Genomic DNA, 15,156 nt, shown 5'->3' on the forward strand with positions numbered 1-15,156 from the left:
TTACTCCAATTGCCATTTTCAATGACTCTTATTCGGGAATGGTGGAATGGCCGGAATTTTAGGAGGATTTGATTTCAGTTCCTTTAACAATTCGTCAATAGCCCGGTTAAGTTGATCGTCGGTTCCGGCGTATTCATGGGCCGGATCGTTATCTACAATAATGTCCGGATCTACACCATATCCCTCTATGACAAATTCATTCTCTTTATAGGATGTAAATTCAGGCTTGGTCATCGAGGCACCGTCCACAAAAGGAAGTGAGCCGCGAATGCCAACTATACCGCCCCAGGTGCGCTTGCCGATTACTTTGCCCAACTTGTATGTTTTGAAACGGTAAGGGAAAATATCTCCATCAGAGGCAGAGTACTCGTTCACCAAACAAACCTTGGGTCCGAGGTGCATTTCGGGGTTAGGACTGCCTTCTGTGGTGTTGCGAGTCATATTAAAATAGACTAGTTGCTTGGCCAATCTGTCTGCTATAAGCGGCGAAACAAATCCACCACCGTTGCCCCGGTCGTCAATGATGAGCGCTTCTCTTCTGATTTGCGGATAGAAATGCTTCATAAATTCATTCAAACCATCTACTCCCATATTGGGAATGTGCAGATAACCGATCTTTCCACCACTGACGGAATCTACAAAGCGGATATTATGCTGCACCCAGTTATAGTAATAAAGATTTTTTTCATCACCAGTTGGAATCACAATTACTTTACGCGCACCATCTGGTGATGCTTTGCTGTTCACCATCATTTCTACCTGTTTGTCGGCAGTGTTTATAAGCAAAGAATATATGTCATTGGTGGTGGTCACCGAAATGCCATTGATACTGATGATGTAATCACCCGTTTTGATATTCACTCCCACTTCGGTCAAAGGAGATCGGGTGGACGCATCATAATTGGCGCCTTCTAAGATTTTATCAATTCGGAAGTAGCCATTAGAAGAACGGGAAAGCGAGGCACCAAGCAGGCCCACTTTGATTCGTTCGGCCTTCGGCATATCGCCACCGTTCACATAGGCATGGCCAACATTGAGTTCGCCAAGCATTTCGCCAATCAGATAGCCCAAGTCGGCACGGTGATTCACATAAGGAAGCAAAGCAGCATATTTATCGTGCATAGCTTTCCAGTTCACCCCGTGCATGTTCGGATCATAGAAAAAGTCGCGCATCTGCCTCCAACTTTCATTGAAAATCTGGCTCCACTCCTCGCGCTTGTTCACCGTTGTCTTCATTTCGGAGAGATTGACCGCGTCTTTCAATTCAAATTTGGCGGATGGAACATCCATCACATAATAAGAATTGGCTTTCTTAATAAGAATCTTCTTTCGGTTGGCGCTGATTTCAAAACCATTTGCCTCACCCAGAACAGTTTCTTTCTTATCTTTCAAATCAAACAAGCAAAGATTGGCTTTGCCCTGTCCTTGCACACTTTTCATATAATAAACCTTCCCTTCTAAGGCTGTAACACCATAATAGCTGGCGGCATCTACATTCAGGGCTAGCAGACGAGAAATGATGTTATCGGCATCTACTTTTACCAGTTTAAGAGAATCAGATTTTTCTCCTTTGCCTTTGTTTGCTGTTTTGGAAGAGTCCTTAGTATCGGCGGTGTCTTTACCAACTGCAACCTCATCGTTCACCGGGGCAAAGGGATTCGCTGTTTCTTTGGAAAGAGGAATGAGATAGACTTTCGACATATTCAAATAGGCAATCTCAAAATCGGTATTAGAAAAGGTCGGATTAAAATCGCGATTAGAAACTAAGTATAGGTATTTGCCGTCAGCACTAAAAGTTCCGTTGCCGGAATCATACCAACCATCGGTGACAGGTATCTTCTTTCCGTCGCCGAGATTATAGATATAAATAATGCCTTTGGAATCTCTTTCGGGACGAGAGTAAACCACCCAACGACTATCAGGACTCCAGTCATAATCATTAAACTCCCAAACACCAGAATGATCAATCTCTGTAATTTTCTTAGTAGCTACCTCCACATACTGCAGACGCATCTTTTTATCTGCCCACATAATTTTCTTACTGTCCGGACTCCAAGAGATGGCATATTTATATACATCCCCGTTGTTCGTCAGGCGAACAGGTTGGCTTTGACCATCGGGAACCTGAATATAAATTTCATCCTCACCAGACTGATCGCTGATATACGCCACATGCTTTCCATTAGGAGACCATATAGCGTTGCGCTCGTGCGAACCACTGCTACGGGAAAGATTGCGGGTGAGGCCTTTTTCTGCCGGAACCGTAAATACTTCTCCGCGAGCTACAAATACCATCCGGTTGCCATCAGAACCCAGAGAAGCAGACTCAATATTCTTTGAAGCATCTACCAACTCTGAACGGCTGTAGATTTCGTCTGATTTTATTTGCACCGGTATTGGGGAAACCTTTTCCGAAGGCAAATCCATCACGAATAGTTGTCCGCCCTTTTCAAAAACAATGGCCTGGTTGCCTAAAGAAGGAAACTTGATGTCGAAATCAGTATAGTTCGTCACCTTTTTTACCTGCTTGCTGGCAAGGTCGTAACAGAAAAGATTCATCGTTCTGTCGCGGTCAGACAGAAAATAGATTTTGCCTTCAAACCACATGGGCTGAATATCCTGAGCGGGATTGTTAGTGATGTTCTCTACCTTCTTAGTGTCGAAATCATAGATCCATATATCATCGGCCATTCCGCCTTTATAATACTTCCAAGTGCGGAACTCACGGAAAATACGGTTATAAGCCAGTTTCTTTTTATCTGGAGAATAGGAACAAAAACCGCCAGCAGGCAGAGGCAACTCTTCACTCAAACCTCCATTTACATTGGCTACAAACAACTGGCCGGTGAAATCGTTGAACGATTGCTTGCGGCTGCGGTAAACAATATGCTCGTTATCGCGCCAAGCCATCACAATGTTGTTAGGCCCCATACGATCCGAAACATCATCTCGGCCCAAGGTGGCAGTATAGGTCAGCCTTTTAGGAACACCCCCTTCGGCAGGAATAAGACAAACTTCTGTATTTCCGTCATATTGGCCCGTGAAAGCTACGTTCTTTCCATCAGGTGAGAATTTAGAAAAGACATTATAACCTATGTTGGAAGTCAACTTGCGGGCAATGCCACCACTTTTATCCACTGAATATAAATCACCGGCGTAAGTAAAGACCACCAGGTTATCATGAATGGTTGGGAAACGCATCATTTTGGCTTCCTGAGCTTGGCTAAAGGCAGCAATAAATAATGCCGCGAGGAGTAAAATCTGTTTTTTCATGGCGCCAAAAGTAATTAGCTCCGCGAATCATCCTAAAATCAAAAAGTTAAGAGTTTCATAAAAAAGGAATTTGCGATACTTTCCAACTTGGTTCCCAAATGTTCAGAAAACAATCCACTTAAGACCAAAGCGTGAATATCTGGCTTGAATGACAAAATAATTGTTTACTTTTGTACTATTAGAAACCAAATATAAAAACTATGAAAAAGATAATTTTTACTCTTCTTTCTGTGGGTCTGTTCTTTGCCAATGCCGATGCGCAGTATTGTGGCAACTCCGGTGCGAGTGTCTGTGACTCAGTGGTGTTGACTTTACCCGGGTTCAGCCCTTCTAGGGACAGTTTGCCGCCGTTAGTTAACGGCTTAGATTCCCCGACCATTCTCTATTTTAAAAATTATGACAAAGTTGCCAACGGAGCTATCACGGTCAGCAGTCTTCGTATTGATACCATTGATAATCTTCCTTCGGGGGTATGTTGGTCTTCCAACTTATCTAACAACACATTTGCCAATCAGCAGAATGGATGTATCAAGTTATCAGGGATTGCATGCGCCCCTCCGGGACAGTATAAACTTAGAATTATCATCACCTTAAATGGCGCATTGACTGTGGATGCAGAAAGTCAAGGTCTAAAATATTTTCTTCGGGTGAAGAATGACGGAGATGCCGACATTGCAGTAGATACGCTTCAAGGAGCTTTCTTTGCTTATGGTGGAGGGCCTACCGGTTGCAATACGGCTATCAACGAACCAACGAGCTCTATCACCACTCTTCGTGTAACTCCCAATCCAATGAACACCAAAACGCAGGTCAACTTTTTTTCAGTTAAATCAGGCGTGATGACTGAACGGATGACTAATATGTTAGGAAGTGAAGTTTACAGAAAGCAGATTGATGTGAAGACCGGAAATAACGTTTCTCAAATCAACCGAAATGATCTCTCCCCGGGTATTTACTTCTACTCCATCGGCGATGGCAAAACCAATATAACTAAGCGGATCGTTATTTCTGAATAGGCTTATCAACACAAATTCTTTTAAAAGTCTTTCCTCTGGGAAAGACTTTTTTATTTTTACGTCACTAAACCTAAAAACCATTATGAAAAAAACTTACTCTTCTCTCCTAATGTTATTATCTCTTCTTGTTTGTGGATCTCTTTCGGCTCAATACTGCGGCAGTTCATCGTCGGCAGAATGTACCCCAGCAGGAACCATGACTCAGTCTGGCTTTATGCACCCAGATTCTTTAGCATGTGTTGTTCAAGGACAGGCTTATGATGAATCTATTCAATTTAAAATGTATGATCTGTTCGACGTTGTCGGAAGCCAAGCGCAGGTAGATAGTATTGAGTTTTTGAAGTTAGACAGCCTGCCATGCGGGCTTTGCTGGAGCACTAACAAATCGAACAACCGATTCAGCGCAAACGAATTTGGATGTATCCGTATTAAAGGAACCTCTAACGATGCTGCCGGGCAGTATAAATTCAATATCAATCTCAAGGCATGGATTAATAATACGCCTACTGGAATTCCTGTTGCTGCCAATATGGTAGATGATGCGGGGATAAAATTGTTTATCCGCGTAAAAACGCCTGCCGGTGCCTGCAACCCAGTAGATACTTCTTCGAGTGCGCACAACCTGAGTACTAATCCCACCAACTGCGCAACCGGAGTCAATAACCTATCTGAAACGATTTCTTCTATCACCTTGGTTCCCAACCCGGTCAACAGTAAATCTGTTCTTTCTTTTACCAGCCTCAAAGGTGGAAATTATACTTTGCGCATCACAGACCTGACCGGAAAAATCATGAGCCAAAGAGCTATTGAAACCAATGCAGGTTCACACCAAGAAACTATTCTCAGAAATGGACTTCCCGCAGGAATCTATTTTCTTTCTCTGTCTGACGGCACCAGCTCTGTCACAAAAAGATTTGCTGTAGCCGAATAAGATCCTCCTTATCTCATGCAAAAAAGAAAAGCCGCTTCGAAGGAAGCGGCTTTTCTTTTTATGACCGTGCCTTTATTTCTTCAGCTTAATAAAATCATCTCCCAGTTCTATTCTTCCTTCTTTATATAGCATCCCAACCGCTTTCTTATATACCTTCTTGCTCATGCCCAACTGCCGGTGAATCTCTTCAGGAGTTGAATTGTCGCTAAGCGATAGTATTCCCTTTTGTTCTTGTAATTTTTGGAGAAGAATATCTTTCACCTCTTTGGCCGCTACGATACCTTGTTTCTGCAAAGCCACATCAATCTTTCCATCCTCACGAATCTTTTTAACAAAGCCTTTGATGTGCGTCCCTTTTACGATAGGGTGGAAAATTTCATTCTTAAATAAGATGCCCCAGTGCATTTGGTTTACAATTACGCGAATGCCAATTTCATTTTCATAAGTAATCAGCAAATCCACCTCTTGATTTGGCAGCAAATCTACCTCACGGTTTTTGATAAACTTATTCATGTTGGTGGTGGCCGCAACCCGCTTGGAGGCAAAATCAAAATAAACGTAGACCAAATAGTGCCGGCCCTGCTCTACCTCTTCAGCCTGTTCGCGGAAAGGGAGGAATAAATCTTTATCAAGACCCCAATCGAGAAAGGCCCCCACATTATTCACCTCTTTCACGAGCAAGTAAGCTGCTTCGCCAGCAATGGCCAAAGGGGTTTGAGTGGTAGCCACTGGCCTATCTTCCGAATCTTTATAAACAAAAACTTTTAGTTCTTTGCCCTCCTTCATGTCGGGAGTTATGAACTTGTTGGGTAAAAGAACTTCTTCCAGAAGCCCCTCTCCTGCTGTTTCTGCCAGATAAAATCCATTATCTGTTTTCCGCGAAATTTGTAATACCTGATATTTTCCGAAATGTAACATACGCGGCAAAGAAAAGATTAATTACCGATGGATATTGAAAGAGGTACATCTAGGTATAGCTTGAAAAGAAAAGTCTAAAACAATTTAGTTAGTGCGACAAGAGATCCATGAACCAAAGCCGCTTGACTCGGCTGCATTGTTGGTAGCTATCCGAAACTAAAATACTATGCACTAAAAGTGCATAGTATTTTAGTTGATTTTTTCATAGGGGTGCTGAGTTATATAGGCAACCTTTTGCCCCAAACCGGCTTGTTCTGCCATTTATATATAAACTTTGGGCTTCAGTTCTTCTTCATTTGGCCTAACATCCTACATTCGCGCCTGTTTAGAATCATACTAAATAAGTCAAATGAACTCATTCAAACAGGCAAAACGTATATTTCTGTTCTTCTGCTCACTTCAAATGGCGTTGCCTTTGTTTTCGCAGGAACAAGAAACATCGAGAATTTTGGTTCATACGCTCAGCTACATCAGCCATGATTACCAGTTTGCCGTTCAAGACGGTCAGGTGATTAACGAAATAGAATATGGCGAAGCCAAAGAGTTTGGCGCAGCAGCAGTGAAATATTTTCATGAGGGCGCTCCTTTTTGGAAAGGGGCGGACACGCTGGTTATTGGGGCTTTGATTTATAGGCTCGACAGCCTGATTGGAAAAAAGGCAGCTTTTGAAGTAGTCTCTCCTATCGCCGTTGAAGCCCGGGGCTTGGTTTTGGCCGCTTCCGGTTTAAAGATTAGCCCTGCCAAATATCCCAGTTTAGAAAATGGAAAAACCATTTACAAAGCCAACTGTGCCAGTTGTCACGGTGCTGAAGGGCACGGCGATGGAAAGGACGGGGCGCAGTTTAATCCTAAACCCAGTGATTTTTTTAATGAAGAAAGAATGAAGGTGCTGTCTCCCTTTTTCGCCTTCAATACTATCCGTTTGGGCATTCCGGGAACCGGCATGGGCGCTCACGAGAAACTGAATGACAATGAGGTATGGGATGTAGCTTTTTATGTTCTCTCCCTTCGGTATGAAAAATATAAGGGCGCTTCTTTCCTGCAATCAGAACCAGTGAAGGCCTTATTGGATACTACCTCTTTGGAGAAAATAGCCACAACTATTGATGAGGAATTTAGAAAACGTTTTGAAACTGACAAAAGCGAAGAAGCCGAAAAAATGTTGGCGGCTATTCGTTTGCATCAGCCCGAAACCACGCAAAGTAGTTTTATAAATATTACTCTGCAATATCTGGATGAGGCGATGGCTTTATACGAGCAGGGAAAACCTAAGGAGGCGGCACAGCGCTCGGTGTTGGCCTATTTGGAAGGTATAGAGCCGATAGAAATACATTTAAAATCGAGCGACCCCGCTTTGGCTTCGTTGCTGGAAAAACAAATGCAGCAGGTCCGAAAGTCCTTTCAGCAAGAGCGGCCCAAAGCAGAAGTGACCGCCACTTTAGAGGCCGCAAAGAAGAGCATCTTGACCGCCGCAGAAATTTTAAAGAAAAAGGAATATTCTTTTGAGATCGCTTTTTTTATGGCGATGGGTATTTTGCTTCGCGAAGGGTTAGAGGCTTTTCTTGTTATCATGGTCATTCTTTCCATCATCAAAGCCGCAAAAATAAAGTATGCCTCGGTTTGGGTTCATGGAGGATGGATAGCGGCAGTTTTGGTTGGGGTGTTGTTGTGGATGGGCGGTGGCGCTCTGCTGCAATATCAAATGAAAAACATAGAGCTGTTGGAAGGAAGTATTTCGCTTTTGGCAGTAGGGATGTTGCTCTATATCGGCTTTTGGCTACACGGAAAAAGCGAGATGGATAAGTGGCGAGACTATGTGAACCGGATGGTGCAAAGCGCGCTAAAGCGTGGAAGTTTATGGGGACTAGCCGGTCTTTCTTTCTTCGTCGTTTTTCGCGAAGTGTTTGAGTCGGTGTTGTTTCTCTCTGCACTGAATATAGAGTCGGGGGCGCTCAAAGTCAGGCTATTGCTATGGGGGTTTGGGTTGCTTTTATAACCGTAATTGTGTTGGCTTTTTTTGTTTTGAGATTCTCCACTCGGTTGCCTATTCCTAAGCTTTTCAAAATCTCATCTATGGTGATGGGTATTTTAGCTGTTGTTTTGGCTGGAAAGGGAATTCATTCTTTTCAGGAATTAGGTATGGTACCCATACACGGTTTGCCTATCATGCGTTGGGAAATAGCCGGTATATTCCCTACAACAGAAACCTGCGGAGCGCAGTTGGTAGTTATTTTTATTCTAATACTGATCTGGAAAACTACTTCTGCAAAGAAGAAATAGAAGAAGGAATTATTTGGCCAATTCCTTTTCAATAGCCTTAACCACATCTTCATCGGTCACCGATTTCTTGGGTGCGAAAGAAGCAACTACCTTACCATTTTTACTACGAGAAATTTCTGAAAGTTCCAGGTAACTTTGGCATCGAATACCCCGTTTTTTGATTTTTGGGTGAGATAAGAATAGAGGGGCGCTATGTCCTCTCCTTTCACAGATATTTTGGAAAACATAGGGAAAGTGACTGCGTATTTAGTAGAACAAAATTCTTTGATCGCCTTATTGTCTTTGGGTTCTTGTCCCATAAAATTATTGGCCGGAAAGCCCATCACAACCAAACCTTTATCCTTATACTTTTGATACAAGGCCTGTATGTCTGCATACTGGGGTGTATTTCCGCAATAACTCGCCACATTAACCATTAAAATCACCTTCCCTTTAAATTGATTGAGTGATACTTCTGTCCCGTCAATATCTTTCATTTTGAAATCATAGACGGTACTCTGGGCATCCGATGGATTGGATAAAGAGAACATAATAAGTAAGGTAGCTATCATTTTCATAGTGAGCCGTTTAGACGCACCAGCAAAGGTGCAAAAATATATTTGGGACAACCTTATTTTATGAATCGGTAACAAATGATACCCGCCCCCAAGCCTGAACAGGATATATAAAAGGCCTTTTGTCGTCCTTCAATATTATATAACTTCGAGCCCTATTATACCATTACAAACAAAAAAAATGACGAACAAAGTGAAACAGTTTCTAGGTGCCATAGCACTGATAATTGCCGGATTGGTTACTCAAGCTCAAGCGCCGCAATTGATGAATTATCAAGCTATAGTGCGCGATGCATCAGGATTGGCTCTGGCAGGTAACACAACCGTTTCGCTCCGGTTCCAGATTCATTCCGATTCGGCCACCGGGCCAACAGTTTTTCAGGAGAACGGTTCTTCGATGACCAATCAACATGGGTTGATTACGTATTCTATCGGATCTAATGGAAATCTGGCTATCGTAAATTGGAGCAACGGAAGCAAGTATCTTCAGGTTTGGGCGGATCCCAATGGAGGCAGTAATTATACGGATATGGGAACCACTCAATTATTAAGCGTGCCTTATGCCTTATTTGCGGCGAATAGTTTAAGCGGTCCGGTGGGCCCAACAGGCGTTCCGGGACCTACGGGGGCTGTAGGCCCAACCGGCCCAACAGGAATTGGCATGACCGGTAGCACCGGACCAACCGGACCTGCTGGTACAGGTGGAGGCGGTAGCGGTATATTGACGTATGCTACCGGAACAACAGATGCTTCGCTGAGCAATACCATGATCTGGGCCAACTTTATGAGTACCACTTTTACCCCTACGGCAGGTACAGTACTGCTTACCTTTTCGGCTGCTGGAGATGTTGTAATCAGTGCTTTTCCTCAGCAATTTGTAGCATTTCGCTGCTTGATAAATGGTGTGGTGGTAGGTGGAACACAGACCATTGCTACCGACTTGGATTCAGATTCTATGGGAAACCTAAAGGTTGCTTCCGCATGGAACGTTATTCTTAATTTGCCGCTGTCAGTAAATCCAAATGTACCTAATACCGTTTCTATTGAATGGTACACTGAAGGCTTCTTAGCCAGCATTGTACTTAATAATTGTGCTTCTCAAAAAGATTTCAGCCATCGAACCCTCGTGATCACTCAGTTATAGGCGCAACTCAGTTACTTGGAAATGGGCTAACTTCTTCGGAAGTTCAGCCCATTTTTGTTTTTAAATAGCTACATTCGTTATACAAAATGTTGAATTATGAAAAGACTACTACTCTCCTTCTCACTCGTGTTGTTTATTGCTTGTTCCATAAAGGGTCAAGCACCTCAAAAACTAAATTATCAAGCGGTAATTAGAGACGCAGCAGGAGTTGCACTCCCCAATAATACGTTGGTATCGCTTCGATTTCAAATTCGGAACGACTCGGCAAGTGGCCCGGTAATATTTCAGGAAAATGCTTCAGCCACAACCAATCCGTTTGGACTCATCTCTTATGCCATTGGCAGCAACGGAAATCTGGCAACCGTGAACTGGGGAAACGGTGATAAGTTTTTGCAGGTTTGGGTAGATCCTGATGGAGAAAGCAATTATAAAGATATGGGCACTTCTCAATTACTCAGCGTTCCCTTTGCTCTTTTTGCGGCCAATAGTTTAAGTGGTCCTGTAGGCCCCACAGGAGCGCCGGGGGTAGCTGGCTCCATTGGCCCAACAGGTGAAATCGGTCCTACAGGGTTCGGTGCCACTGGTCCTATTGGAAACAATGGCCCTACCGGACCCAGCGGGCTACAGGGAATAACCGGCGCAACTGGCCTTCCGGGACCGACTGGCGTGAATGGAAATGCCGGAGCTATTGGAGCAACTGGAACTGTAGGGCCTACTGGTGCACAGGGGGCAACAGGTTCAAACGGAGTACCAGGCGTTATGGGAGCAACAGGATCCACTGGTCTTCAAGGTTCAACTGGGGCTAATGGAAATACTGGAGCTACGGGATTGACTGGCCCTCAAGGAAATGTTGGGCCAACCGGTGCGATTGGTGAAACAGGGCCAACCGGTTTAGGCATTACAGGTCCAACGGGTGTGGGAGTGACTGGAGCAACCGGCCCTACAGGTAGCGGCGGTGGTGTAAACTTTTCCAGCGTTTCATTAATGGCTCCCTACACTATTTCTACCACTACATTTAGTGATGTTACAGGTATGTCCTTGTCCTTTGTAGCCAACAATAGTACGGCGTTGGTTATGTTTACTTCTTCCGGATATGGAAATACGCAATCCGTTTCTTATGTGACCTTTAGAATTTTTAATTCTACCACCTCCACATCCCTTGGTGCTACTATGGAAAGAGTCTGTTCCTATTCGGATGATGGTGTGTTTTCAGGAGGATATACCACAACGTGGAGTGCCGCTTTTTCTAAATTGATGACTGGTTTAACCCCCGGAGCATCTTACTCCATTAAAGTTCAAGCAAACAGAAACGGATTAGTAGGGATTTTAGATGCGGTGGTTGATCCAAGTGTGGATGGAAACCACATGACATTATCGGTGATACAATAAATGAATTACACTTGTTTTATGGATTTAGAATCTTTTTTCTTTCTTCGTGTTCATAAATTTATAGTACAAAATCTTAACTACATGAAAAAACAATTTTACCAGAAAGCGAAAGCGCTAATGTTGGCTTTAACCTTATTAGGTTTTACGTTTGCCTTTGGGCAGGCTCCTCAAATGATGAATTATCAAGCCGTGGTTCGTGATGCCCAAGGCAAACCTTTAGCCGGAGGGAGTAACGTTTCCATGAGATTTATTATCCATAACCTGACCGCTGGCGGTGCTTCTGTTTTTCAGGAAGATGCCACTCTTACAACCAATGATTTTGGTTTAGTAAGTCATCCGATTGGCAAGAACGGAAATTTGGCAGTAGTGGATTGGACTAATGGTCCTAAATTTCTTCAGGTTTTGGTTGACCCTACAGGAGGTTCAACCTATGCCGACATGGGTACCACTCAGTTGATGAGTGTACCATTCGCCCTATTTGCTGCAAATAGTTTAAGTGGCCCTCCAGGACCAACCGGCTCGGTAGGTGCTGCTGGTTCAATAGGTGCAACTGGCCCTACAGGGCCAACCGGAGTTGGTGCTACAGGTCCAACTGGTGCAACAGGCACTGGTGGATCAGGAGGTGGCGCAACGGGCCCTACTGGCCCTACAGGAGTAGGTACTACCGGCCCTACTGGTCCTGCCGGTGCAACGGGACCAGGTGGTGGCGGAGGTGGCAATGTTTATTCTGCCCGTGGAACAACAAATGCAGCTATTCCATCTGTTAATCCGGCAAGCTATACTGATATGCCAGAGATGACAGTTACGTTTACTCCAACTGGTTCAAATGCGTTGGTACTCTTTTCTGCATCTGGTGACTATTCTGGGTCTGTTACCTCTGCCCAATTTATGAACCTTCGTGTATTGGTCAATGGTGTTTTCACCAATGGTCAGGCATGCGCATTCACGGTAGGGGGTAATGATCTATCGGGAAACAATACCGCATGGGGTGCTAGTATGACAGTAACTGTTCCGGTAACTCCCGGAACTCCAACTACTATAAAAGGTCAGTGGGCATATGCAGCTGGTGCTGGTCGTACACTTACAAATAATATCGTTAGTGATCCCTTTGCCCACCGAAATTTTTCGGTCATTGAATATTAATCTTTGAAAACTCGATTCCTTTTGGTATCGAGAAAACGCCCTGCTCAAGTTTTCGAGCAGGGCGTTTTTTATTATAAAGGATATAGGGGGAGTCCTAAGGACACTAAAAGGCTCCTTCCATTTGGCGGAGTGGTCTTGCTACTCTCCTATTCTGTGTATTCTTCTATAGTTCACAGATACTTTACACAACATTTACTTCTGTCGAAATTTCGATTCCGAACTTATCCTTTACTGATTGGCGGATGTCTTGTGCCAGTTGCCATACTTCAGCACCGGTAGCACCGCCATAGTTAACTAATACTAATGCTTGCATTTTGTGCGAGCCGGTATGGCCTACCACTTTACCTTTCCATGCACATTGTTCAATTAGCCATCCTGCCGGTATTTTTACCGATCCATCTGCCAAAGGATAGTTGGGTATCAACGGGTTTTTGGCAATCAATTCATCAAAGGCAGCTTTTGAAATGGTAGGATTTTTAAAGAAACTACCTGCATTGCCCAGTTCTTTAGGATTGGGTAGCTTGTGGTTGCGAATTTTACACACCGCATGGCTCACCGCTTCCAACGAAAGATTTTGAATGTTCATTTCGGCCAAGGTGGCCTTGATGTCGCCATAGTCCACTCGAAAAGTATAAGTAGATCTGGGCGAATTGATTTTAGCCAGTCGGAGTGTTACCGATGTGATGAAAAAATCATTCTTGTATTTATTCTTAAAAGCACTTTCTCGGTATCCGAACTGGCAATCAGCTAACGAAAACCTAACGAGTTCGCCGGTTTTCATGCTGATGGCTTCGAGTTCATAAAATACATCTTTAATCTCCACTCCATAAGCTCCTATGTTTTGCATAGGGCCGGCACCAACCAACCCTGGGATGAGTGATAGATTTTCTAAGCCGGCATATCCGTTTTGAATACACCAAAGCACCAACTTGTGCCAAAGTTCACCTGCACCGGCTTTCACTAATACCTGCGTTTCACCTTCGCTAATTACTTGCAAACCCATAATGGCATTATGAATGACTAACCCGTCAAAATCTCCCGTGAACAATATGTTACTGCCCCCACCGAGTATCATCTTCTTCTCGGTTTGAAATATTGAATGGTGAAACAGTTCACTAAAACTTTCTACAGAGCCAACTTCAGTGAAGTATTTTGCACTTGCTTCAATGCCAAAAGTGTTGAAAGATTTCAGCGACTTGTTTTGTTCGATGTTCACGGCTGCAATTTAGTAAAGCGTTTAGATACTTTATTCAATGAACCAATTGCGCCACTCCATATTTTTCTACAGCTATTTTCATACCTTTGCGGCGCAAAAACCAAGAGCATGAATGAAGTATATATAGTAAGCATGGCAAGAACCCCCATCGGAAGTTTAAGTGGTTCACTATCCGGCGTTTCAGCGGTACAATTGGGAACGCAGGCTATTAAAAAAGCGATGGAACGCGCGGGAATTACTGGCAACGATGTAGAAGAGGTGATTATGGGGAATGTAATTCAGGCAAACGTAGGGCAGGCTCCGGCACGTCAAGCGGCGCTTGGTGCAGGGATTCATGTAAATGCTACTTGTACTACGGTAAATAAGGTTTGTGCTTCAGGAATGAAAGCAATAATCCTCGGAGCCCAGTCCATTATGTTAGGCGATAAGCATATTGTTGTCGCTGGAGGAATGGAGAGCATGACTAACGCACCATATATGATGGCTAATGGCAGAAACGGATATCGCTATGGAAATGCAGAAATAGTAGATGGTATCGTTCGCGATGCGCTGCAAGACCCTTATTCAAAAGAGATGATGGGTAACAGTGGCGACCGTTGTGCTAAGAAATACAACTTCAGCCGGGAAGATCAGGATGCTTTTGCTATAGAATCATACAGACGGGTAGCCGAGGCTTATAAAAATAGTTCCTTTAAGGAGGAGTTGTTTGATGTAGAAATTGCTGGTCGCGGCGAATCTACTTTTGTGAAAGAAGATGAAGATTATAAAAAGCTACGTCCTGAAAAGGTGGCAACTTTGAAGCCAGCCTTCGGCAAAGATGGAACTGTGACAGCCGTGAATGCCTCAAAGATAAATGATGGTGCAGCAGCAGTAGTTTTGATGAGCGGACAGAAAGTAAAGGAATTAGGTATTAAACCTCTTGCAAAATTGATTGGCTATGCCGACGCAGAACAAGCCCCAGATGATTTCACAACCTCACCCGCGCTCGCTATGCCTAAAGCAGCAGCAAAAGCGGGATTAACAATCAAGGACATCGAATATTTTGAGATCAACGAAGCTTTCAGCAACGTAACGATGGTTAATACCAAACTAATGGGACTAGACCCCGCAAAGGTGAATGTCTATGGCGGTGCAGTGGCCTTAGGTCATCCGGTCGGTGCCAGTGGTGCACGAATCATTTGTACACTTATTTCTGTCCTTACGAATAAGAAAGGGAAATATGGTAGTGCGGGAATCTGTAACGGTGGTGGTGGTGCCAGTGCCGTAGTGATTGAGAAGTGCTAAACATCCTT

The 15,156-nt window shown here is 43.8% G+C and carries 10 protein-coding genes and 2 pseudogenes; 8 read left to right on the forward strand and 4 right to left on the reverse strand.

Features of this window, described 5'->3' with window-relative positions:
- Positions 1 to 18: 18 nt before the first annotated feature.
- Positions 19 to 3,273 carry a PDZ domain-containing protein gene (locus IPP77_03385; protein MBL0308740.1) on the reverse strand — a complete coding sequence of 1,085 codons (3,255 nt, stop codon included), beginning with the start codon at positions 3,271 to 3,273 and terminating at the stop codon, positions 19 to 21.
- A 200-nt stretch (positions 3,274 to 3,473) separates the two neighbouring features.
- Between IPP77_03385 and IPP77_03390 the strand changes: the two genes are divergently transcribed.
- Positions 3,474 to 4,289, forward strand: coding sequence for a T9SS type A sorting domain-containing protein (locus IPP77_03390; protein ID MBL0308741.1), 816 nt, complete (start codon positions 3,474 to 3,476; stop codon positions 4,287 to 4,289).
- An 82-nt stretch (positions 4,290 to 4,371) separates the two neighbouring features.
- Entirely contained in the window at positions 4,372 to 5,220 is an 849-nt protein-coding gene (locus tag IPP77_03395; protein ID MBL0308742.1) for a T9SS type A sorting domain-containing protein, read from the forward strand.
- Between the two features lie 72 nt (positions 5,221 to 5,292).
- Here the strand turns inward: IPP77_03395 and IPP77_03400 are convergent, their stop codons facing one another.
- A complete protein-coding gene (locus IPP77_03400; GenBank protein ID MBL0308743.1) occupies positions 5,293 to 6,138 on the reverse strand; it encodes a GntR family transcriptional regulator in 846 nt (281 codons plus the stop codon).
- Positions 6,139 to 6,487: 349 nt separating this feature from the next.
- Here IPP77_03400 and IPP77_03405 point away from each other — a divergent pair, with 349 nt between their 5' ends.
- Both IPP77_03405 and IPP77_03410 read left to right on the forward strand, forming a co-directional pair.
- Positions 6,488 to 8,134, forward strand: a complete 1,647-nt coding sequence (locus tag IPP77_03405; protein ID MBL0308744.1) for an FTR1 family protein — start codon at positions 6,488 to 6,490, stop codon at positions 8,132 to 8,134.
- 77 nt (positions 8,135 to 8,211) lie between these two features.
- Entirely contained in the window at positions 8,212 to 8,418 is a 207-nt protein-coding gene (locus IPP77_03410; GenBank protein ID MBL0308745.1) for a hypothetical protein, read from the forward strand.
- Between the two features lie 9 nt (positions 8,419 to 8,427).
- Here IPP77_03410 and IPP77_03415 read toward each other — a convergent pair.
- Positions 8,428 to 8,975 (reverse strand): annotated as a pseudogene (locus tag IPP77_03415) (glutathione peroxidase).
- 178 nt (positions 8,976 to 9,153) lie between these two features.
- Between IPP77_03415 and IPP77_03420 the strand changes: the two are divergent.
- The 3 genes and pseudogenes from IPP77_03420 to IPP77_03430 all read left to right on the forward strand — a co-directional run bounded on the left by IPP77_03420 (position 9,154) and on the right by IPP77_03430 (position 12,210).
- Positions 9,154 to 10,116 (forward strand): collagen-like protein, encoded by a 963-nt coding sequence (locus IPP77_03420; protein ID MBL0308746.1) that lies wholly within the window; start codon positions 9,154 to 9,156, stop codon positions 10,114 to 10,116.
- Between the two features lie 96 nt (positions 10,117 to 10,212).
- Positions 10,213 to 11,505: a collagen-like protein gene (locus IPP77_03425; GenBank protein MBL0308747.1), complete on the forward strand. Its 1,293-nt coding sequence runs from the start codon at positions 10,213 to 10,215 to the stop codon at positions 11,503 to 11,505.
- A gap of 492 nt (positions 11,506 to 11,997) precedes the next feature.
- Positions 11,998 to 12,210: pseudogene (locus tag IPP77_03430) on the forward strand (hypothetical protein).
- 619 nt (positions 12,211 to 12,829) lie between these two features.
- On the opposite strand, the gene murB reads toward IPP77_03430, so the two are convergent.
- On the reverse strand, positions 12,830 to 13,864 hold the full coding sequence (murB, locus tag IPP77_03435) for a UDP-N-acetylmuramate dehydrogenase (protein MBL0308748.1): 1,035 nt from the start codon (positions 13,862 to 13,864) through the stop codon (positions 12,830 to 12,832).
- Between the two features lie 108 nt (positions 13,865 to 13,972).
- On the opposite strand from murB, the gene IPP77_03440 reads away from it, so the two are divergent.
- Entirely contained in the window at positions 13,973 to 15,148 is a 1,176-nt protein-coding gene (locus IPP77_03440) for an acetyl-CoA C-acyltransferase (protein MBL0308749.1), read from the forward strand.
- The last annotated feature ends 8 nt before the right edge of the window (positions 15,149 to 15,156 follow it).

The organism is Bacteroidota bacterium (assembly GCA_016722375.1).
Lineage (GTDB): Bacteria > Bacteroidota > Bacteroidia > Chitinophagales > LD1 > Bog-950.